This is a genomic window from Pseudomonas sp. B33.4, from assembly GCF_034555375.1.
Lineage (GTDB): Bacteria > Pseudomonadota > Gammaproteobacteria > Pseudomonadales > Pseudomonadaceae > Aquipseudomonas.
Genome location: NZ_CP140706.1, coordinates 1,425,765 through 1,446,215 on the forward strand (window position 1 = coordinate 1,425,765; position 20,451 = coordinate 1,446,215).

General features: G+C 58.8%; 15 protein-coding genes. 8 read left to right on the forward strand and 7 right to left on the reverse strand.

Annotation, left to right across the window (positions count from 1 at the left end):
- Positions 1-92: 92 nt before the first annotated feature.
- A complete protein-coding gene (locus tag U6037_RS06320) occupies positions 93-1,220 on the reverse strand; it encodes a branched-chain amino acid ABC transporter substrate-binding protein (protein WP_034154998.1) in 1,128 nt (375 codons plus the stop codon).
- Positions 1,221-1,572: 352 nt separating this feature from the next.
- On the opposite strand from U6037_RS06320, the gene U6037_RS06325 reads away from it, so the two are divergent.
- A complete protein-coding gene (locus tag U6037_RS06325) occupies positions 1,573-1,893 on the forward strand; it encodes a DUF2288 domain-containing protein (RefSeq protein WP_322846155.1) in 321 nt (106 codons plus the stop codon).
- Between the two features lie 303 nt (positions 1,894-2,196).
- Here the strand turns inward: U6037_RS06325 and U6037_RS06330 are convergent, their stop codons facing one another.
- Positions 2,197-4,395, reverse strand: a complete 2,199-nt coding sequence (locus U6037_RS06330) for a hypothetical protein (protein WP_322846156.1) — start codon at positions 4,393-4,395, stop codon at positions 2,197-2,199.
- A gap of 197 nt (positions 4,396-4,592) precedes the next feature.
- Here U6037_RS06330 and U6037_RS06335 point away from each other — a divergent pair, with 197 nt between their 5' ends.
- Entirely contained in the window at positions 4,593-5,489 is an 897-nt protein-coding gene (locus U6037_RS06335; protein ID WP_322846157.1) for an NAD(P)-dependent oxidoreductase, read from the forward strand.
- On the opposite strand, the gene U6037_RS06340 is transcribed toward U6037_RS06335, so the two are convergent.
- Entirely contained in the window at positions 5,380-7,662 is a 2,283-nt protein-coding gene (locus U6037_RS06340; protein ID WP_322846158.1) for a bifunctional diguanylate cyclase/phosphodiesterase, read from the reverse strand. The genes U6037_RS06335 and U6037_RS06340 overlap by 110 nt on opposite strands.
- Positions 7,663-7,811: 149 nt before the next feature.
- A complete protein-coding gene (locus tag U6037_RS06345; protein WP_282358523.1) occupies positions 7,812-8,180 on the reverse strand; it encodes a YkgJ family cysteine cluster protein in 369 nt (122 codons plus the stop codon).
- A 301-nt stretch (positions 8,181-8,481) separates the two neighbouring features.
- On the opposite strand from U6037_RS06345, the gene U6037_RS06350 reads away from it, so the two are divergent.
- Positions 8,482-9,831 carry an MFS transporter gene (locus U6037_RS06350; protein ID WP_322846159.1) on the forward strand — a complete coding sequence of 450 codons (1,350 nt, stop codon included), beginning with the start codon at positions 8,482-8,484 and terminating at the stop codon, positions 9,829-9,831.
- 162 nt (positions 9,832-9,993) lie between these two features.
- On the opposite strand, the gene rapA is transcribed toward U6037_RS06350, so the two are convergent.
- A complete protein-coding gene (rapA, locus tag U6037_RS06355; RefSeq protein WP_322846160.1) occupies positions 9,994-12,840 on the reverse strand; it encodes an RNA polymerase-associated protein RapA in 2,847 nt (948 codons plus the stop codon).
- Positions 12,841-13,094: 254 nt separating this feature from the next.
- On the opposite strand from rapA, the gene U6037_RS06360 reads away from it, so the two are divergent.
- The 3 genes from U6037_RS06360 (at position 13,095) to ccoM (ending at position 13,973) form a co-directional block, all read left to right on the forward strand.
- Positions 13,095-13,436: a hypothetical protein gene (locus U6037_RS06360; RefSeq protein ID WP_003222394.1), complete on the forward strand. Its 342-nt coding sequence runs from the start codon at positions 13,095-13,097 to the stop codon at positions 13,434-13,436.
- 116 nt (positions 13,437-13,552) lie between these two features.
- Positions 13,553-13,714 carry a hypothetical protein gene (locus U6037_RS06365; protein ID WP_201227655.1) on the forward strand — a complete coding sequence of 54 codons (162 nt, stop codon included), beginning with the start codon at positions 13,553-13,555 and terminating at the stop codon, positions 13,712-13,714.
- Between the two features lie 145 nt (positions 13,715-13,859).
- Positions 13,860-13,973, forward strand: a complete 114-nt coding sequence (gene ccoM, locus U6037_RS06370) for a cytochrome c oxidase subunit CcoM (RefSeq protein WP_003222396.1) — start codon at positions 13,860-13,862, stop codon at positions 13,971-13,973.
- Between the two features lie 1,110 nt (positions 13,974-15,083).
- Here ccoM and U6037_RS06375 read toward each other — a convergent pair.
- Together U6037_RS06375 and U6037_RS06380 are read right to left on the reverse strand one after the other, a co-directional pair.
- Positions 15,084-16,559 carry an inorganic phosphate transporter gene (locus tag U6037_RS06375; RefSeq protein ID WP_322846161.1) on the reverse strand — a complete coding sequence of 492 codons (1,476 nt, stop codon included), beginning with the start codon at positions 16,557-16,559 and terminating at the stop codon, positions 15,084-15,086.
- A 374-nt stretch (positions 16,560-16,933) separates the two neighbouring features.
- Entirely contained in the window at positions 16,934-17,134 is a 201-nt protein-coding gene (locus tag U6037_RS06380) for a hypothetical protein (RefSeq protein WP_008080067.1), read from the reverse strand.
- A gap of 652 nt (positions 17,135-17,786) precedes the next feature.
- Here U6037_RS06380 and pcaR point away from each other — a divergent pair.
- Both pcaR and U6037_RS06390 read left to right on the forward strand, forming a co-directional pair.
- Positions 17,787-18,629, forward strand: a complete 843-nt coding sequence (gene pcaR / locus U6037_RS06385) for a pca regulon transcriptional regulator PcaR (RefSeq protein WP_322846162.1) — start codon at positions 17,787-17,789, stop codon at positions 18,627-18,629.
- Between the two features lie 294 nt (positions 18,630-18,923).
- On the forward strand, positions 18,924-20,270 hold the full coding sequence (locus tag U6037_RS06390) for an MFS transporter (RefSeq protein WP_322846163.1): 1,347 nt from the start codon (positions 18,924-18,926) through the stop codon (positions 20,268-20,270).
- Positions 20,271-20,451: the final 181 nt, after the last annotated feature.

Consider the following 20,451-nt stretch of genomic DNA (forward strand, 5'->3'; position numbering starts at 1 on the left):
GACTGGCGGATCACGCCAGCGCGGCCCATACATTCGTAAAACAAAGCCCACGGCACGCCGTGGGCTTTATTGGCAGTCAGTCAGGCAGCGCCTTACTGAGGCGAAACTTCAGTTTTCGGTTTGCCGAAGTGCCACTCGTAAACCACAAATTTGAAGTCCTTCAGGTCGCCCTTGGCGTCGAAGCTCAGGTCGCCAGTCGGGGTTTTGAAGGTGCCAGCGTGAATGGCTTCGGCCACTTTGGCAGGGTCTTCGGATTTGGCCGCAGTGATACCGCCGGCAATCACTTCAACCGCCGAGTAGGAAGGGAACACGAACGGGCCGCTCGGATCTTCTTTCTTCGCCTTGAATGCATCCGCCAGGGCGATGTTGGCCGGATCCTGGTCGAAGGATTTCGGCAGGGTTACCAGCAGACCTTCGGAAGCGTCTTTGGCGATCTGCGAAATGGAGTCGTTACCCACGCCTTCCGGACCCATGAACTTGGCTTTCAGGCCTTTTTCGGCCGACTGACGCAGGATCAGGCCCAGCTCCGGGTGGTAGCCGCCGTAGTAAACGAAGTCGACGTTGGCTTGCTTGAGTTTGGCGATGATCGAGGAGAAGTCCTTGTCGCCGGCGTTGACGCCTTCGAACACGGCAACCTTGGTGCCTTTCTTCTCGAGGGTCGCTTTAACGGCGGTGGCGATGCCTTCACCGTATTGTTGCTTGTCGTGCAGGACGGCAACGATTTTCGGTTTCACGTGATCGGCAATGTAGTTACCGGCGGCAGGGCCCTGGGCGCTGTCCAGACCGATGGTGCGGAAGACCATTTTGTAACCACGGGCAGTGATGTCCGGGCTGGTGGCAGCCGGGGTGATCATGATCACGCCTTCGTCTTCGTAGATGTCCGAAGCCGGTTGAGTGGAGCTGGAGCACAGGTGACCGACGACGAACTTGACGCCGTCGTTGACGACCTTGTTCGCGACCGCTACCGCTTGTTTCGGATCGCAGGCATCGTCGTATTCAACGGCTTCGAGTTTCTTGCCGTCGACGCCGCCCTTGGCGTTGATTTGCTCAATGGCCATTTTCGCGCCGCTGAACTGCATGTCGCCGTACTGGGCTACTGGACCGGTTTTAGGACCGGCGATACCGATTTTGATGGTGTCAGCTGCGAACGAATGGCTGGCAACCCCGGCCAGAACCATAGCGGCAAACAGTTTGGAAATCTGCTTAGTAGCCTTAGTCATAGTGCTCCACTCTTACTGTTGTAATTTTTTTGAGTTCTGGCGCCGTAGCAGCAGAACCGGGTCAGATATCTTTGCGATACCCTCCGGAAATGCCCCCGGCAACTGTACCGGTACAGTGTAGAGCGCCGGTTGTCAGCCTGGGAAGCGGGCGCCGAGGGGCAAAACTTGGGGGTGTCGCATTTTTGAATGAAAAAGACAGAATTGCGGCGGGGCGTTCGTGGGCATATATCCCAATCAGCAGCATTCCTTGGCGTTCCTGCTCTTTTCGTTCGGTACAGCCATTTGCAACCGGGTTTTGCTGGCGGACCACCAACGTTATTATTCGCGTCGATTTCTTTTCCGGACAGCACCCATGAATCAAGAACCTAGCACCCTCTATGCCAAGCTGCTTGGTGAAACCGCATCTATTACCTGGAAAGAGTTGGAGCCGTTCTTCGCCAAGGGTGCCCTATTGTGGGTCGACCCGAGCCTTGATTTGATCGCTGCCGCCGAGGCCGTGGCGTCGGATGAGGGCGAGAAAGTGGCTGCCTGGCTGGCTGAAGACAAAGTCGCCAAGCTGTCTGAGACGCGGGCGCTGGATCTTTTCGAACGCGATCCGCAGCTCTGGGCGGTGGTGGTTTCGCCGTGGATTCTGATCCAGGAAAGGGCAGGCGCAGCTGATGCTGCACCTTGATGGTGCGACCTGTCGTCAGCGAAAAGTGTGTAGCGGAGTAGCGTGATGGCACGTTGCCGTAGAGAAACACCACAAGCGACGGTGGCCTCACGGTGACGTAAACGTAACGGGAACAGTTTAGTAAGCAGCCTAACGGCTGCTTAATTGTTTCTGGATATTGGAAAGGCTGAAATCTTCAGTGAGTTTCAGGGCCTCATCGCTGGCAAGCCAGCTCCCACAGTTTTGGTGTTGTTCACAAAATTTGTGTTCACCCGGACCTTGTGGGAGCTGGCTTGCCAGCGATTGGAGCGACTCGGTCAGGCGTCAGACCGAGAACGACTTCCCGGTATGGTTATTCAGCGAAATAACCTTGGTCTTGCCAATCCGGTGACGATAAATCTCTCGCAGATACTTGATCGACTTCTTCACGCAATCACGCGACAAACGAATGTCATTGATCGAGACAAACTTCTCTTTGTCGTTGATCAGCTCGCGGTATTTCTTCTCATACATCGGCTTGATCGCGTACCAGTTGGTGTCGAGGATCTTCGCCGGGTTCTCGAATTCGTTAAGCAGGTCGTCGATGCGGTCTTCGTCGAATTCTTCGTTGATGATGAAATCAAGGATCGAGTTGTCCAGGGTCTCGTCGAAACGGTACGGGTTCTTCGCGAAGCAGCGCTTGATGAACGCCACGATCAAAGTCAGGAAGTCGTCCGACAGGCACGGGCTCTTGGCGATCAGGGTTGTCAGCGACAGGTTGGCCGAAGCGCCGATCACCAGCGCATAACGTTTGAGCGTAGTGTTGGGGAACAGGCTGTTGAGGTGAGTCTTCAACCGGTTCAGGTCCATGTACGACAGTTTGTAGTCTTTCGGCAGCGAGACAATCGACACCACCGACGAGCAGTTCTTGAAGAAGTGCAGGTCGTGCAGGGCGGCGGCGTCGTAGCCGGAGTTCTTGTACTGCTCCAGCGAAGCGCGATAACGCTTGGATTCGATCGGCAACAGGCTGATGCCTTCGATCGCCTGCGTCACTTTGTTGAAGTGCGGCAGGTCGATCGAGCGGAAGAACAGGTCATCGATGTTCAGACGCTGTGGCTCTTTGTCGAACACCTTGAATTTGTCGCTGCTCGGCGGCGGGGTTTCCGGCACCACTGATTCGGCGTAGGCAATTGCCACCGGGCCGGCCAGACTCATGAACAGATCGTTGGCATCCAGGCGAATGGTCTCACCGATGTCGATGCCGGCGCGGCGGAAATAGTTCTGATCGTAGTCCGTCGTTACCGCCTGCGCCGTCAGAATGTTGAAGATCTGCTGCGAGATGTACTGGTTGGCGTGCTTTTCCATGGCATTGACATCAATGTTCTGGATGTTGCCGTCATCGCTCTCTTCGGCGTAACGCATGATGTCGTTGGAGATCAGCATCATTGCGTTCCATGGGCGGATACGGCCCATGACGCTGGCTTCGCTGCTGTCTTCGTTGGCGAAGTTGTAGGAGAAATCCCATTCTTCCGAGAGGTATTTGCAAAGCAGACGTCCGGCGTTGATGTGCAGCGCCTCGGACATTTCGCTGCGGTGATCGGAAATGTTCGGCAACACGCAGATACCGCTGGTGAAGATCGGTTCGAAGACGAACGAATGACCGCTCTTGCCGTCATGCTCGTCCATCGGCTTGGTGTCGAACGTCTTGTTCATGTACGAGTGCTGCTGGGCCAGACCGAATTCCGACGCCATGCCGGAACCGGTACCGCCGCCGGCACTGAAGATCGAGAAGTACAGGCGCGACTGGTTGGCCTTGATGCCGCAGCTGTCGATCAGGTACGAGTGAATCATTTTCCAGTCAGGGCTGGAGAAGCGCTGGGTGTCCTTGTTGAGGATGATCTTCGCCAGGTACTGGCCGAGGATCGGCGCGTTACCGGCGCCGCCGGCGTGGACTTCGGACAAGTCCATGATCTTCATTTTGCTGTAGTCGCGCAGGAAGCCGCTTTTCTCGCCTTTGCGCGAGAAACGGATGCGCCCGGCGATGTCCTTGTCGAGGTCGCCGAGCATCACCAGCGGTTCGACCAGAAACACCGGTTTGGTCGATTTGTTCGGGCCGATGCGCAGGTTGTTCTTGATCCACTGCGCCGGGCTGTAGCCCTTGTCGGCCAGTCGGCGATCTGCCGCACGGTCTTCGTTGTTGAATTCGTTGAGGTAGAACTTGCGTGCGTTGTACACCAGCTCCGCGACATCGAGGGCGATGTTCGAGCCGCAGCGACCGAGGCCGATCAGGCACACCGAGGGGAATTCCTGATCGTTGTGCTGCTCGTTGTCGCCTTCCAGATGCGGCGGGCGCGGGAACACCAGATCACGCAGGCCGTCGAGGTTGTCGAGGATGCGGTCGGTATTGGTTTCGGTGAAGTACAGGTATTGCTGAGTCGACAGCGGGCGCGACGGGGCCAATGGCTTCGACGATGAGGGGCTGTTGGCTGCATGGCTCAAAGTCAGATCGGATACCGCAGTGGCGGGATTGTTTTTAGAAGTCATTGTGCGCCATATACCTGGACTGGGTTGGCTCGCGGGCCAGTTGCCTGCGAACCTCACGGAATAAGATCTCGCGTCTTTATTTGCGCGAATTGAGCCCGAGCGTCAGGGATTTGGCCTGACTGTCGCTGGGGGGAATCCTTTCCTGATCGTTGATGAATCGGCCATTATTCGGCGATCTTTAATCGAAAAGAGGCAAAATGATGTCAACGCTACCTTCGTTGGGGTTCGCCGGAATCGGTCTGATGGGCCTGCCCATGTGCCGGCGTCTGTTGGCGGCGGGTTACCCGCTGACGGTGTGGAACCGCAACCCGGCCAAGTGCGCGCCACTGGTCGAAGCCGGTGCCCGGCAGGTGGCGAGTCCCGCCGACTTGTGCGAACACGCGGACATCGTGATGTTATGCCTGGCCGATACGGCGGTGGTGCGTGAGGTGGTATTTGGCGACGGCGGTATCGCCGAGGGTGCGAAAAGTGCCCAGTTGCTGGTGGACTTTTCCAGCCTCGAACCGACCGCCACGCGCGAGATGGCGGCGCAACTGGCCGAGAAAAGCGGCATGGCCTGGCTGGATTCTCCGGTGTCCGGCGGCGTGGTCGGCGCCGAGGCGGGAAGTCTGGCAATCATGGTCGGCGGCGAGGCCGCGGACCTTGAACGCGTGCGCCCGGTGCTGCTCAATCTCGGTCAGCGGGTCACGCACATGGGCGGCATCGGCGCGGGGCAAGTGACCAAGGCCTGCAACCAGATGATCGTTGCCTGCAATGCGCTGGTGATCGCCGAAGTGGTGGCGCTGGCCGAGCAGGCCGGCGTCGATGCCAGCCTGATCGCCGAAGCGTTGGCCGGCGGTTTCGCCGATTCGAAACCGTTGCAGATTCTGGCGCCGCAAATGGCCGAAAGCCGTTTCGAACCGATCAAGTGGCACGTGCGCACCTTGCTCAAGGATCTCGACACCGCTGTCAAATTCTCCCGCGAACAGGGTTCGGCGACACCGATCAGCGGATTGGCCGCACAACTGATGCGCCTGCATGGGGCGCAGGGCTTTTTGGCGCAGGATCCAGCGACACTGGTGCAAATGTACCGCGCGCAAGAATCAACGGATTGACCGCATGTGAATGTTTGCGCTGATTGATTTCTTCCAGCACCGGGCGCAGCTCGTCCAGCGGCACGGGTCGGCTGAGCAGGTAGCCCTGAATGAAATCACAGCCCGAGCGTTCAAGAAATTCGTACTGCTCCAGGCTTTCCACGCCTTCGGTGACCACCTGCAAATGCAGGGTGTGCGCCATGACGATGATCGCCTGGACGATCTCCATGTCCGCCGTGGCCGTGGGGATGTCGAGGATGAACGAACGGTCGATCTTCAGCGTGTTCAGAGGCAGGCGCTTGAGATAAGCCAGCGAAGAATAGCCGGTGCCGAAATCATCAATCGACAGTGATACACCGAGGGCACGGATCTGCCGGAGCAGCACCAGGGTATTGGCGATGTTGCCCATCAGCGCATTTTCGGTGACTTCCAGTTCCAGGCGTTCCGGTGCGACCCCGGCGGTGCGCAACGCACCTTCGATTTCGATGGCCAGTTCTTCCCGGGCGAGGTTGAGCGGTGAGCAGTTCCAGGCGATTTTCAGTTCTTCGCAGCCATGCCGCGACAACTCTCCCAAATCCTTGCAGGCACGACGCAGCACCCAGTTGTCCAGCTCGGCGATCAGGCCGTTGTTTTCGGCAATGGCAATGAAGCGGTCCGGGGTCAGCAAGCCATGCAGCGGGTGCTGCCAGCGAATCAGCGCCTCAAGTTTGGTCACCCGCCCGGTCTTGAGTTCGAAAATCGGCTGGTAATACAGCATCAGGCCGTTTTCTTCGCGCAAGGCGTGGCGCAGCTCTTCTTCGAGTTGTAGTTCCAGGGTCGCGCGGTTTTTCAGGTTGGAATTGAAAAAGTGCAGGCCGTTGCGGCCGGCGCCCTTTGATTGATACAGCGCCAGATCGGCGTGCTTGAGCAGTTCCTCGCAGGTGGCGCCGTCTTCCGGAAACAGGCTGATGCCGATGCTGGTGGTCATCACCATCCGCCGCCCGGCCAGTTCGATCGGCTCTTTCATCTTGAGCATGATGCGCTGGGCCATGTTGCGGGCTTCCTCGCGGTCATGCAGGCTGATGAGGATGCAGAACTCGTCGCCGCCGAAGCGCGCAACCACGTCTTCATGGCTGCGCACCGAGCTTTTGATGTGCTGGGCGATGACCTTGAGCAGCTCGTCACCGGCGTCATGGCCGAGGCTGTCGTTGATCCGCTTGAAGTGGTCGATGTCGAGAAACATCACCGCGAGCATGCCGCCTTCGCTGGTTTTCTGGCTGAGTTTTTCGGCGAAGATCTGGTTGAATCCGCGTCGGTTGATCAAGTTGGTCAGGGCATCGTAGTTGGCCACTTGTTGCAGCGACATGCGCGCCTGATCGAGCTGGCTAAGCAGGGCATTGACCCGGCGCAGGTCGTGTTCCTTGTTTTGCAGTTTCTTGTCGGCCAGCGCCGCGCTGATCGCACTGCCAAGGATCAGCAAAGTGATCAGCGCGACCGTCAGGCCCAATTGCAGATGGCTGGTTTCAGCCGCTATCGATGGCAGGCTGTTTGCTGGCAAGACCAGGTTCAGCGCCGCCATCCCGGTGAAGTGCATGCTGAAGATGCCGGCACCGAGGATCAGAGCGGCGCTGTATTTGAGCATCTGATGGACCAGGCCGCTGCCTTCACGCAGATAACCGGCCACCCACAGGGCGGCGAAACTGGCGCCGATGGCGATGGCGATCGACAGCACGAACAGCGTCGGTTGGTAATAAGCGGTGGCGCTCGACTCCATCGCCGCCATGCCGACGTAATGCATGCCAGCAATGCCCAGACCAATAACGATGGCGGTTTTCAGGTAGTGCACCAGACTCGGCTGCGCTTCGCTCAGTGTGTGCATGGCCAGCCACGAGGCGAGCAGGGCGATCAATAGGGAAAACAGTGTGATGGGCAGGTCGTAGTGGATCTCGATCGGCGCCTGGAACGCCAGCATGCCGATGAAGTGCATGGCCCAGATGCCGCCGGCCAGGCAGGTCGCGCCGATCCAGCGCCACAGCCGTTGCGAGGGCGGATCTTCGGCGTGTCCAACCCGCTCGGCCATATCGAGTGTGGCAAAACTAGCGGCGCAGGCAACCAGATAGGCGACCAGCACCAGCAAGGGATTATGTGTGCAATCTAAAATGACCTGCCCGCTCTCCGGCAGCTCGGTAACAAACTGCAAACCAAGCCACTCCATAGCATGCCCCGTCTCTGAAGTCGTCCTGACTGCGCGGTGAACGCAGGCGAATGACTGGAGTATAGAGGCGGTTTTTGCCGTGCAAGGGGTAGTGGCACATTGGCGCTAATGATTTCGGCATTAGCGTCATAGCGATTGGCGCTAACGGCTCAGGCGATCTGTTCGAAAGGGATTTGCGCCCAGTCCGGTTGCAGTGGCGGCAAGCCGAAACGCGCGCGAGCCTTGTCGCAATCGACGTTCTGTTCACCGTGTTCCCATGACGATTCGAATTCGCGGCAGGGGCTGGAGCGCAACTCATAAATCGAGCACTTCACCTCGCTGCCGACTTCGCCTTCCAACGCCGTGCAGCGTGGCGATTTGCAGTCGGTGCCGTTCATCGCCACCCGGCTCGGACTGATCTGCGTGACCAGTTCATCGGGCACGGTGCCGCCGGAGGAAGCGCACTCACCCCAGAAAAAAGACACACGGAAATGGGAACAACAGGCACCGCAATTCAGACACGGACTGACTTCGGACATGGACGGGGGTATCAAAGGGATTGATCGGGAGATCCGGACGGATCCGGCGGCTATTCTAGGCTTCGCCACGGCGTTGGGAAGGGGGGCGTGAAACTATTTTTTTGTGGCAAGGTTTTGCCGCAAAAGCCCCGTTTTTCGGGGGATTCAAGCGTTATCAAGGGCTTACGTTTCGTTACAGTGCCATGGCCAGATATCAGGCAGACGAATGATCACAGACAGCTACGTCATGGCTGACTAGATTGCAGGTTCCGGGCTCGGATGCGTTGGCAGTGAAGCCCTATAACAATAAAGAGACGGACCCATGCAGAACTCGACCCAAGCGGCGAATGCCTGGCGCATTCTGTTCCTGCTGTTCCTTGCCAACCTGTTCAACTTCTTCGACCGCACCATTCCAGCGATCATTATCGAGCCGATCCGTATGGAATGGCACCTCAGCGATTTTCAACTGGGGATCGTCGGCACCGCCTTCACCATTGTTTACGCCATCGCCGGATTGCCGCTGGGGCGGATGGCCGACACCGGTTCGCGCAGCAAACTGATGGGCTGGGGCCTGGCGACGTGGAGCGCGCTGACGGCGGTTAACGGCCTGGTCGGCAGTTTCTGGAGTTTCCTGATCGTGCGCATGGGCATTGGCATCGGCGAAGCCAGTTATGCGCCAGCGGCCAACTCGCTGATCGGTGACCTGTTTCCAGCACACCGTCGGGCGCGGGCCATGGGTATTTTCATGCTCGGTCTGCCGCTGGGGCTATTGCTGGCGTTCTTCACCATCGGCGCGATGGTCAAGGCCTTTGATAGCTGGCGTGCGCCATTCTTCATTGCGGCGGTACCGGGGCTGATCCTGGCGATTTTCATGTTCTTCATCAAAGAGCCGAAGCGCGGTGCGGCGGAAACCGTGCAGGTCTCGCAAGAGAAAGTCGACAAGCCGATCCGGCGGATTCTGGCGGTGCCGACCTTTCTCTGGCTGGTGATGGCCGGGTTGTGCTTCAACTTCGCGACCTATGCCTGCAACTCGTTTCTGGTGCCGATGCTGCAGCGCTATTTCCTCATGCCGTTGCAGGAAGCGGCAGTGGCCACCGGCATGATCGTTGGCGTGACCGGGCTGGTCGGGTTGACGCTGGGTGGCTGGATTGCTGACAAGATTCACCAGCGTGTGGCCAATGGGCGGCTGTTGTTCGCGGCGTTCAGCCTGATTATCTCGACCTTGTGCACGGCGTGGGCGCTGCATTCAGGACGCATTGAGATTGGTGTATTTGTCGCGGTGTTCAGCGTCGGCTGGCTGTTTGCCTACAACTTCTACACCTGCGTTTACACGGCGATTCAAGACGTGGTCGAGCCGCGCCTGCGGGCGACGGCGATGGCGCTGTTCTTTGCCGGGTTGTATTTGCTCGGCGGTGGTTTGGGGCCGGTGGTGGTCGGTGGTCTGTCGGATCATTTTGCGCATACCGCGATGGCGGCGGCCGGGGCTGAGCAGATGACCGAGGCGTTCAAGGCTGTCGGGTTGCATGATGCGATGTACCTGATACCGGTGGCGCTGTTCCTGACGATGGTGTTTCTGTTTCTAGCGGCGCGGTGTTTTGTGCGCGATGCGCAGCGGATGAAGGAAGGGTTGGTTGCTGTGGTTGAGCCAGAAGTTGCAGTAGCGACTGCCTAACCGCTATCGCGAGCAGGCTCACTCCTACAGGGGAACACATTCCAACTGTAGGAGTGAGCCTGCTCGCGATAGAGCCATCAGCATCAGCTGAAAAATCACAGGCAACAAAAAAGGCCCGCATCACTGCGGGCCTTCTTGTTTTCAGCGCTGGAGCAGGGCAGTTTAGCCCGCTACCAACACCCGAATCGCTTCCAGTCGCAACGCAGCCTTATCCAGCATCGCCAGACCCTGCTCACGCTGTTGGCGCAGCGCATCCAGTTCGCTGTCACGCACGGTCGGGTTGACCGCTTGCAACGCAGTCAGGCGCGCCAGTTCTTCGTCGGTGTCGGCCGCCAGACGGCGACGGGCCTCGGCCACGCGCTCGGCGTGACGTGGGGCGATCTTGTCTTCACCGGCGTTGATCCGTGGCGTCAGCTGATCACGCTGGGCCTGGATGAACTTGTTGGCGCTGGCACGCGGCACGCTTTCCAGCTGGTCGTTCAGGGTTTCAAACGAGACGCGAGCCGAGAGGTCGTTGCCGTTGGCATCGAGCAGGCAGCGCAGGGCGGCCGGCGGCAGGTAACGGCCCAGTTGCAGCGAACGCGGGGCAACCACTTCGCTGACATACAGCAATTCCAGCAGTACGGTGCCCGGCTTCAGTGCCTTGTTCTTGATCAGCGCGACGGCGGTGTTGCCCATCGAACCGGACAGCACCAGGTCCATGCCGCCCTGCACCATCGGGTGTTCCCAGGTGATGAACTGCATGTCTTCGCGCGACAGCGCCTGATTGCGGTCGTAAGTGATGGTCACGCCTTCGTCGTCGCCCAGCGGGAAACTGGCGTCGAGCATCTTCTCGCTCGGCTTGAGGATCAGGGCGTTTTCCGAATGGTCTTCGCTGTCGATGCCGAATGCGTCGAACAGGGTTTCCATGTAGATCGGCAGGGCGAACTGATCGTCTTGCTCAAGAATGTCCTCGACCAGCGCTTCACCTTCGCCCGCGCCGCCGGAGTTGAGCTCCAGCAGACGGTCACGGCCGGTGTGCAGCTCGGCTTCCAGACGCTCGCGCTCGCTGCGCGCTTCGTCGATCAGCGCTTGCCACTCGCCGTCGTCAGCCTCTTCGAGCAGCGGCAGCAGGCGCGGGCCGAACTGATGCTGCAAGGCATTGCCGGTCGGGCACGTGTTGAGGAACGCGTTCAGCGCTTCGTGGTACCACTGGAACAGGCGCTCTTGCGGGCTGGTTTCCAGGTACGGCACGTGCAGTTCGATGATGTGCTTCTGGCCGATCCGGTCGAGTCGACCGATACGCTGCTCGAGCAGGTCCGGGTGTGACGGCAGATCGAACAGCACCAGGTGATGAGCGAACTGGAAGTTACGACCTTCACTGCCGATTTCCGAGCAGATCAGCACTTGCGCGCCAAACTCTTCATCCGCGAAGTAGGCGGCGGCGCGGTCACGCTCAAGGATGTTCATGCCTTCATGGAACACCGTGGCCGGGATGCCGGAACGCACGCGCAAGGCGTCTTCCAGGTCCATCGCGGTTTCGGCGTGGGCGCAGATCACCAGCACTTTGGTGCGTTTGAGCATTTTCAGCTGATCGATCAGCCACTCGACGCGCGGGTCGAATTTCCACCAGCGCTCTTCTTCGCTGGCGTCCGGTTGCGCCTGGAAGCTGACTTCCGGGTACAGCTCGGCGTGTTCGCCCAGCGGCAGTTCGAGGTATTCGTCCGGGCACGGCAGCGGGTACGGATGCAGTTTGCGCTCCGGGAAACCCTGCACGGCAGCACGGGTATTACGGAACAGCACGCGGCCAGTGCCGTGGCGATCGAGCAGTTCACGCACGAGGCGCGCGCTGGCTTCGGTGTCGCCATCGTTGACCGCAGTGAGCAAGGCTTCGCCTTCGTTGCCGAGGAAACCCTGAATGGTCTTGTGTGCCTTGGCCGAGAGACGGCCCTTGTCGAGCAGCTCCTGCACGGCTTCGGCCACCGGGCGATAGTTGTCGCTCTCGGCGCGGAACGCAGCCAGGTCGTGGAAACGGTTTGGATCGAGCAAGCGCAGACGGGCGAAGTGGCTGTCCTGACCGAGTTGTTCCGGGGTAGCGGTGAGCAGCAACACGCCCGGGATGGTTTCCGCCAGTTGCTCGACCAGGGTGTATTCCGGGCTGGCCTTTTCTTCGTGCCAGACCAGGTGGTGCGCTTCGTCGACCACCAGCAGATCCCAACCGGCAGCGAACAGTGCGTCCTGCGCTTTCTCGTCGTCGACCAGCCATTCCAGCGCTACCAGCGCCAGTTGGGTGTCTTCGAACGGGTTGCTGGCATCGCTTTCGATAAAGCGTTCTTCGTCGAACAGCGCGACCTGCAGGTTGAAGCGGCGGCGCATCTCCACCAGCCACTGGTGCTGAAGGTTTTCCGGGACGAGGATCAGCACGCGGCTGGCGCGGCCCGAGAGCAGTTGGCGATGGATCACCAGACCGGCTTCGATCGTTTTACCCAGACCCACTTCGTCCGCCAGCAATACACGTGGCGCGATACGGTCGGCGACTTCACGGGCGATGTGCAACTGGTGCGCGATCGGTTGCGCACGCACGCCGCCCAGGCCCCAGAGCGAAGATTGCAACTGGCGGCTGGTGTGTTCGAGGGTGTTGTAACGCAGCGAGAACCACGCCAGCGGGTCGATCTGCCCGGCGAACAGACGGTCGCTGGCCAGACGGAACTGGATGAAGTTCGACAGCTGGGTTTCCGGCAGGGTGACGGCTTCGTTCTGCCCGTTGAGACCGTGATAGACCATCAGCCCGTCGACATCGTCGACTTGCTGCACGGTCATCTTCCAGCCTTCGAAGTGGGTAATGCTGTCACCCGGCGAGAACCGCACGCGGGTCAGGGGCGCATTCCGTAGCGCGTACTGGCGGGTTTCGCCAGTGGCCGGGTAAAGCACGGTCAACAAGCGGCCGTCCTGTGCCAGAACGGTGCCTAAACCAAGCTCTGCTTCGCTGTCACTGATCCAGCGTTGCCCCGGTTGATACTGCTGCGCCATGCTGCCTGACTCCCACCTTGAAAAAGCGGGCTATCTTAACGGAATGCGACCCTGAGGCCAAAGGAATACTGGGGTAGGAGCTGCCGAAGGCTGCGATCTTTTGATCTCGGGGGAACACTTGGAACCCGTGTTGTCCCATTAAAAGATCGCAGCCTGCGGCAGCTCCTACAGTGCCAACCCGGTCACAAGTTTGCGACCGACGGCTCAAGCCATCATCGCCCAAGCCGATAGCCTGCAGACAGGAGACCCTTTATATGTTGCCACCGATGCTCCCCCTGAGCGCTGTGCCGATCACTTCCCAGCAGGATCCGATCCGCCAGCGGCCGGACATTCCGCCGGTGGTGCCGGTGCAGGAAAGCTCCAACGAAAGCACGATCGATCTGCAAAAGCGCGATCCGGAAGAGGATCGACTGCTGGCGCGTGAAGAGCAGCGCCGCCAGCAGGAGCGTGATCGCCGTCGCCGCGAAGCCGATGAAGACCCGGAAGAACACCTGGCGGTGCCTGGCACTGAACTCAATGCCGACAACACCGTGCCGGTGGTGCCGCTGATGGAAGATCAGCCGCGTCAGGGCTTGTGGGTCGATATCGAGATCTGAGGCGTTTTACCGCGGGAGGCTAGCCGGCTGGTCAGCGCGCGGCTGAGGCTGCATTATTGGCGCAGTCCTGCCGGTGATGTGGCAGTTGTGATTCTTTCAAGTGATGTACTGACGCCATGAGCCAAGACGACAAACTGATTGACCTCAGCACTGAGCGCGCCAAGCGTGTGCATGACATTAAAGAGAAGAGGCTTAACGAAGTGCGCCAGGCGTTCGAGCAGGCGATGCCGCTGGGAAAAACCAAGAAAAAGTCGAAGAACAAGCCGAAAAAGCGTTGATCTGCCCCTGCATCTGTTGATGCAGGTCATTTAATTTCCCTCCTTTATCTCCCTTCCTTGCTGGTATTGATCCCGGTCAATTTGTGCGCCTGTGTGTTTGGTAACTTAGGTCCATCGCAGCAGAGCAGGGGCCAGGAGGCCAGTCATGTTTTTCGATAACGTGGTGTTTGCCGGGGTCCTGACTGTAGGGCTGATGGTTCTGTTTTTTGCAGGGTTTGGATTTTTTATCTGGAAGGATGCGAATAAGCGCAAGAAGTGATTCTTCTGGATTGATGAGCACGCAAGGCATTTTGGGGCGACTTCGGTTGCCCCTTTTTTTTTGCCTTGGCGGCCTGTGGGCCGACCAGGCTTTGGGTGGTTTTGTGTGTATATCCGTTTTTTCGGAGGTTGCCACTGGCGGTTTCGCCCTTACGGCGACTCACTTTTTTACAAGCGCCTAAAAAAGTAAGCAAAAAACGCTTGCTCCTACGTGCGGCCCGCTCGCTGGGGCTCGGGGTTCCTTCGCTGCGGGATCGATCCGGGCGCAGCGCCTACGGTTTGCTTCGCTGCACCTCCTCTCGCTGTGTTTGGCTGCGCCAAACGGTCGCTGCGCTCCCACGCCCGGATCAATCCCTCCACTCAGCCTGCCGACGTCGTTCGTGGATCAAGATCAAGAGCAGGCGAGCTGACACTCGGCCTTGAGTGGTGAAGGGCGGGGCGTGGTCGGCTTTGGGTTTGTGGTGGATTCGCCCCTTACCCCAGCCCTCTCCCGAGGAAGAGGGAGCCGATTTTTGAGCTTTTCAAAATGTGTGTTCGACTCGGTATTTCACGTCGGCGTAGCTCTCCCAAACACCTCGGCCAGTCCCCTCTCCCTCCGGGAGAGGGCTAGGGTGAGGGGCTTTTGATCTGTTTCGGAATCTGGGTTCGACTCGGTATTTCAAGTCGGCGTAGCTCCCCCAGACACCACGGTCAGTTCCCTCTCCCTCCGGGAGAGGGCTAGGGTGAGGGGCTTTTGATCTGGCTCTTGATCTTGCTTCGGCTTTTGATTTTTTGCCCCATCGGCAGGCCGAGCGGAGGTGTTCATCCGGGGGTAGGCGCGCAGCGCCGTGCGGCGCAGCCGCATACATCGAGAGGAGGTGCAGCGAAGCAAACCGTAGGCGATGCCCCCGGATGGACACCGTAGCGAGGGAACACTGAGCCTCAGCGAAGTGCCGTACGCCGGGGCAAAGCCTTTTGGGTTACCTTTTCGGCGTTTGGAAAAGGTGACTCGCTGTAAGAGCGAAACCGCCAGCGGCAACACCCGCAGCAACGGATATGCCCACAAACCAAACCCAAACCAAAAAAAAGGCGCGATCCCCAAGAATCGCGCCTTTCTCGTTTCAGCTATCGATCAACTACCCAGCGCCTTCGAAGCCAGCCAGAACAAACCAGCCGACAGCGCAACCGTCGCCGGCAAGGTCAACACCCAAGCCAACAGAATCGTGCGAACCGTGCCACCCTGCAGGCCGCTCTTGTTGGCGACCATGGTGCCAGCCACACCCGAGGACAGGACGTGAGTGGTGGACACAGGCAGGCTGAAAATGTTGGCCAGGCCAATCATGGTGGCAGCAGTGATCTGAGCCGACATGCCTTGGGCATAGGTCATGCCTTGCTTGCCGATCTTCTCGCCGATGGTCAGTACCACACGTTTCCAGCCGACCATGGTGCCCAGACCCAAGGCCAGTGCCACCGCCAGAATCACCCAGAACGGGGCGTATTCGGTGGTGGTGGTCAGGTCTTTGCGCAGCTTGTCCAGGTCAGCCTTTTCGCGGGACTCAAGGCCCGGCAGCTTGGCGACCTTCTTCGCGGTGTCGTCCAGACACAGCAGGTAGCGACGAACTTCGATGCGGCTTTCAGACGGCAGCGAGTGGTAGTCCGTTACACCTTTAAGGGTGTGCAGCAAGGCAGCGATGGTCGGTTCGGTCTGCTGCGGGTTGCAGCTGAATTTTTCCGGCAGGTCGCCTTCTACACTTTTGCCCAGTGCCAGGAACTCGCCGAGGGTGGCGGAGTTACGCTGGTAGAACTGGCTCAGGTGCAGTGTCGCATCGCGAGTACGTTCGATCTGGTAGGTGGTGCTGTTCAGGTCGAGTACGAACTGTGCGGGCACGATACCGATCAGCACGAGCATGATCAGGCCGATACCTTTCTGACCGTCGTTGGAGCCGTGCACGAAGCTCATGGCCATGGCGGACATGATCAACATCAGGCGGTTCCAGAACGGCGGGTGCTTCTTGTCGTCGATCTTGCGACGCTGTTCCGGCGTCTTGTGCATCTTCGACAGCGGGCGCCACCATTTAAGGCCGATCAACACCAGTGCCGCGACCAGGAAACCCGCCATCGGCGAAAACACCAGCGAGGCGCCGATATCGATCGCTTTCTGCCAGTTCACGCCGTCGGCCAACGGAATATCGTTGATCAAGGCGTTGGCCAGGCCGACACCGAGGATCGAGCCGATCAAGGTGTGCGAGCTGGAAGCCGGGATACCGAAGTACCAGGTGCCCAGGTTCCAGGCGATTGCCGCGGCGAGCAACGAGAACACCATCGCCAGACCATGGCCGGTGTTCACATTGATCAGCAGTTCAACCGGGAGCAAATGGACGATGGCATACGCCACGCCAACGCCACCCAGCAGCACGCCGAGGAAATTGAACACACCGGAAAAGAACACCGCCAGGTGGGGCGGCATGGCTTTGGTGTAGATAACAGTGGCTACCGCGTTAGCGGTGTCATGAAATCCATTGATGAACTCGAAGGCGAGGACAAACGTCAGGGCGAGCAAGAGGCTCACAAGCACCCAAGCATCCAGTCCGCTGAATAAATCGATCATGAAGGTTTTCTGACCCGGTCGTAAGGGGGCGCGATTATGCCAGAAAAGACTGGAAATCGATCCCCTACCTGCTCATCGGTTACACACTTCTTCGATTTAATTTGTTGCAGCACATGAAAACCAAGCGTTGTGCAGGGTTTTTCAAGTGGTTGATTTACTTGATAAAACACTGAATTTGCAGATGATTTAAGCGAGGCAGCAAGGTATCAAACGCTTGTCTGAAATATCTGTGAAACCTGTAGGACGCCCGTTCTCAGTCGGCCAGACCGGGTCATGGCCGCTGCCCGCGGGTAGCGGGCGCGCAAGGCATCGTCGTTCCACCGCGCTTGTAACCGGTGTGGACGCAAACCTTCAAAAGATACAAAAACCGTGGTTCAAGGCTCTTCGGCTTTGAGTTCCTTTTCGATCTTTTCGATTTCTTGCTTGAAGACCTGATCCTGAACGGTCGGGCGTTTGCGCCACGCTTTGCGTTCCGGTTCGGGCTGAGCGGCGTAGGTGGTGACTTCCCCGCCGTAAACTTCCTTGTAACGTTGTTCCTGGCGCTCAAGTTCCGCGCGCAGTTCGTCTTTCGTCACAGTGCTACCTGTATGAGTTGAGTTAAATGTCTGGTGAAACGCACTGCAACGAATCGATTGAACGAGGCCACCGAGCACCCAACACCTGGGCAGGTATTGGTGTAATCAGTGGGGCGATCAAGACTTCCGTGTTACAGGCGGCTACGGCACCAGATAAAAACTGACGCAGCATCAGTTTCCTGTTTCAGCGAGCGCAGGCATTGCATGAGTGATGCGCGTCAGGCGCTGGCCGGGCTGTTGGCGATGGACATCGCCTCAGCGGGTGACGACCCCGGTGATTAAGAACGAGGTGCCACTGAGGTGCATTATAGCGGTCGATTCAGGAATGACTATCTTTGCCAAGTTAAAAACGGTTCTGGATGTGTGATTGTTTTGTGACTCGCAACTTTTGTCGCTAGTTGAAGTGCGTGCTGGCCCTTATTGGGCGAGCGATCGGTTTTTGGCGCCATTTAGTCGAACAACTAAGGCCGTGATTCGGATAACGAGAGAAGTTGAGTAAACCCGGAAAGGAGCATGAACGGGCCGCAACCGTTGATTGCGATTATCGGTCGACGGTTCGATAATCGCCCGATGTTGCAGGTCCGATGCTTGTGCATTTGTCGGCAAGCCGCTTGTATAGCCCATTGATCCGTGCCGGATAAAAGGACAAGAAATGAACGATCAAATGCGCAATTCCTTCACCTCTGTGGCGCCGCCGATCGTCGCCTCGCCGGCCAAACGCATCCAGGCGCTGACCGGTGATCCGGACTTCATGACCTCGCTGGCCCGGGGCCTGGCGGTGGTACAGGCGTTTCAGGAGCGCAAGCGTCATCTGACCATCGCCCAGATCAGCCACCGCACGGAAATTCCCCGCGCCGCCGTGCGCCGCTGCCTGCATACGCTGATCAAACTCGGTTACGCGACCACCGACGGGCGCACCTATTCTTTGCTGCCCAAAGTGCTGACCCTCGGCCACGCGTATCTGTCGTCGACGCCATTGGCGGTATCCGCCCAGCCTTATCTGGACCGGATGAGCGAGCAACTGCACGAAGCCTGCAACATGGCCACACTGGAGGGTGATGACATCCTCTATATCGCGCGTTCGGCGACGACTCAGCGGCTGATTTCGGTGGACCTGTCAGTGGGCGGGCGTTTGCCGGCGTACTGCACGTCGATGGGGCGGATTCTGCTGGCGGCACTTGATGACACTTCGCTGCGTGAATACCTCGATCACGCCGAACTGGTGGCCAAGACCAGTCGCACGATCCATACGCCAGACGCTTTGCTCGAATGCCTGCAAGAAGTACGGCAGCAAGGCTGGTGCATCGTCGATCAGGAACTGGAGCAGGGTCTGCGTTCGATTGCCGTGCCGGTCTACGACGCTTCCGGCCAGGTTGTTGCGGCGCTCAATGTCAGCACCCACGCCGGCCGCGTCAGCCGTACCGAGCTGGAACAACGCGTCCTGCCGGGCCTGCTCAGCGCCAGCCGCGACCTCAGCGCGCAGTTGTTCGCCTGATGAAGCTGTTCGATAAACGCACAGTGTTGCGTTTATCGAATTGACGCTAAAACCCTTGGATCATTAATGTCGCGGCAGCGTCATCCGGCGCTGATGTGAATGAGCCCGCCGGACTGTCGACTCCCATAATAATGACAAGAGGCAACTCACCATGCGCATGCTCCCCGACTGTCTCCGCCCCATCCCCTGTTGCCGGGTTCACCGCAACGCCTGATCCAGACCTTCTATTCTTGTGACCGTGCCGTGTTTTGGCCGGCCGCCGTTCGACTGCGTTTTTTGCGTGGAATAAAAATAATGAACCAGCCTCAGTCCGCTGTGGGTAACTGCCTCGACGTGCAGACCTTCATCAATGCCCAACCGATCTCGCGCTATCAGTGGCGGGTGGTGATCCTGTGTTTCCTGATTGTCTTCCTCGATGGCCTCGACACCGCCGCGATGGGCTTCATTGCCCCGGCGCTGTCGCAGGACTGGGGCATCGACCGCGCCAGCCTCGGCCCGGTGATGAGTGCCGCGTTGATCGGCATGGTTTTCGGCGCACTGGGTTCCGGTCCTTTGGCTGACCGCTTCGGGCGCAAAGTGGTACTCGTTGGCGCGGTGGTTCTGTTCGGTTCTTTCAGCCTGGCGTCGGCGTACAGCACCAACGTTGAGCAACTGCTGGTGCTGCGCTTCCTCACTGGCCTTGGCTTGGGCGCGGGGATGCCGAATGCCACAACTCTGCTCTCGGAATACACCCCGGAGCGCAAGAAATCGCTGCTGGTCACCAGCATGTTCTGCGGTTTCAACCTCGGCATGGCCGGTGGCGGGTTTATTTCCGCCAAGTTGATACCAGCGTTCGGCTGGCACAGCCTGTTGTTGATCGGTGGGATTTTGCCGCTGATTCTCGCCGTGGTGCTGCTGTTCTGGTTGCCGGAATCGGCGCGCTATCTGGTCGTGCGCAATCGTGGCACCGACAAAATACGCAAGACCCTGGCGCCGATTGATCCAGTCGCTGTCGCCCAAGCCTCGAGTTTCAGTGTGCCGGAACAGAAAACCGTCAAGGCGCGCAATGTGTTCGCAGTGATCTTCTCCGGCACTTACAGCACCGGCACCTTGCTGCTGTGGCTGACCTATTTCATGGGCCTGGTGATTGTCTATCTACTGACCAGTTGGCTACCGACGTTGATGCGTGACAGTGGCGCTAGCATGGAGCAAGCCGCATTTATCGGTGCGTTGTTCCAGTTCGGCGGGGTATTGAGCGCGGTCGGTGTGGGATGGGCGATGGATCGCTTCAATCCGCACAAGGTCATCGGCACTTTCTACCTGCTGGCCGGGGTGTTTGCCTACGCGGTGGGGCAGAGCCTGGGCAACATTACCTTGCTGGCGACTTTGGTGCTGGTGGCGGGGATGTGCGTGAACGGCGCGCAATCGGCGATGCCGTCGCTGGCGGCGCGTTTCTATCCAACGCAGGGTCGCGCGACGGGTGTCTCGTGGATGTTGGGGATTGGCCGCTTTGGCGCCATTCTCGGGGCGTGGATGGGCGCGACGTTGCTGGGGTTGGGCTGGAATTTCGAGCAGGTGTTGACGGCGTTGGTGATTCCGGCGGCATTGGCCACGGCTGCGGTGCTGATCAAGGGTATGGTCAGTCATGCGGATGCGACCTGATATTTCGATGTAAAGCGAAAAGATCGCAGCCTTCGGCAGCTCCTACATGTGAACGCGTAACCCTGTAGGAGCTGCCGAAGGCTGCGATCTTTTGCAGGCAACACGAACCGATAGGCTGACAACAATCTGTTCGATAAACGAACGCTCAGTCGATTATCGGATTGTTTGGCGAATTTCCCAG

Bases quoted from the DNA above. Each gene is read 5' to 3' on its own strand.
- U6037_RS06320 (WP_034154998.1), bottom strand. From the start codon at position 1,220: ATGACTAAGGCTACTAAGCAGATTTCCAAACTGTTTGCCGCTATGGTT.
- U6037_RS06325 (WP_322846155.1), top strand. From the start codon at position 1,573: ATGAATCAAGAACCTAGCACCCTCTATGCCAAGCTGCTTGGTGAAACC.
- U6037_RS06330 (WP_322846156.1), bottom strand. From the start codon at position 4,395: ATGACTTCTAAAAACAATCCCGCCACTGCGGTATCCGATCTGACTTTG.
- U6037_RS06335 (WP_322846157.1), top strand. From the start codon at position 4,593: ATGATGTCAACGCTACCTTCGTTGGGGTTCGCCGGAATCGGTCTGATG.
- U6037_RS06340 (WP_322846158.1), bottom strand. From the start codon at position 7,662: ATGGAGTGGCTTGGTTTGCAGTTTGTTACCGAGCTGCCGGAGAGCGGG.
- U6037_RS06345 (WP_282358523.1), bottom strand. From the start codon at position 8,180: ATGTCCGAAGTCAGTCCGTGTCTGAATTGCGGTGCCTGTTGTTCCCAT.
- U6037_RS06350 (WP_322846159.1), top strand. From the start codon at position 8,482: ATGCAGAACTCGACCCAAGCGGCGAATGCCTGGCGCATTCTGTTCCTG.
- rapA (WP_322846160.1), bottom strand. From the start codon at position 12,840: ATGGCGCAGCAGTATCAACCGGGGCAACGCTGGATCAGTGACAGCGAA.
- U6037_RS06360 (WP_003222394.1), top strand. From the start codon at position 13,095: ATGTTGCCACCGATGCTCCCCCTGAGCGCTGTGCCGATCACTTCCCAG.
- U6037_RS06365 (WP_201227655.1), top strand. From the start codon at position 13,553: ATGAGCCAAGACGACAAACTGATTGACCTCAGCACTGAGCGCGCCAAG.
- ccoM (WP_003222396.1), top strand. From the start codon at position 13,860: ATGTTTTTCGATAACGTGGTGTTTGCCGGGGTCCTGACTGTAGGGCTG.
- U6037_RS06375 (WP_322846161.1), bottom strand. From the start codon at position 16,559: ATGATCGATTTATTCAGCGGACTGGATGCTTGGGTGCTTGTGAGCCTC.
- pcaR (WP_322846162.1), top strand. From the start codon at position 17,787: ATGAACGATCAAATGCGCAATTCCTTCACCTCTGTGGCGCCGCCGATC.
- U6037_RS06390 (WP_322846163.1), top strand. From the start codon at position 18,924: ATGAACCAGCCTCAGTCCGCTGTGGGTAACTGCCTCGACGTGCAGACC.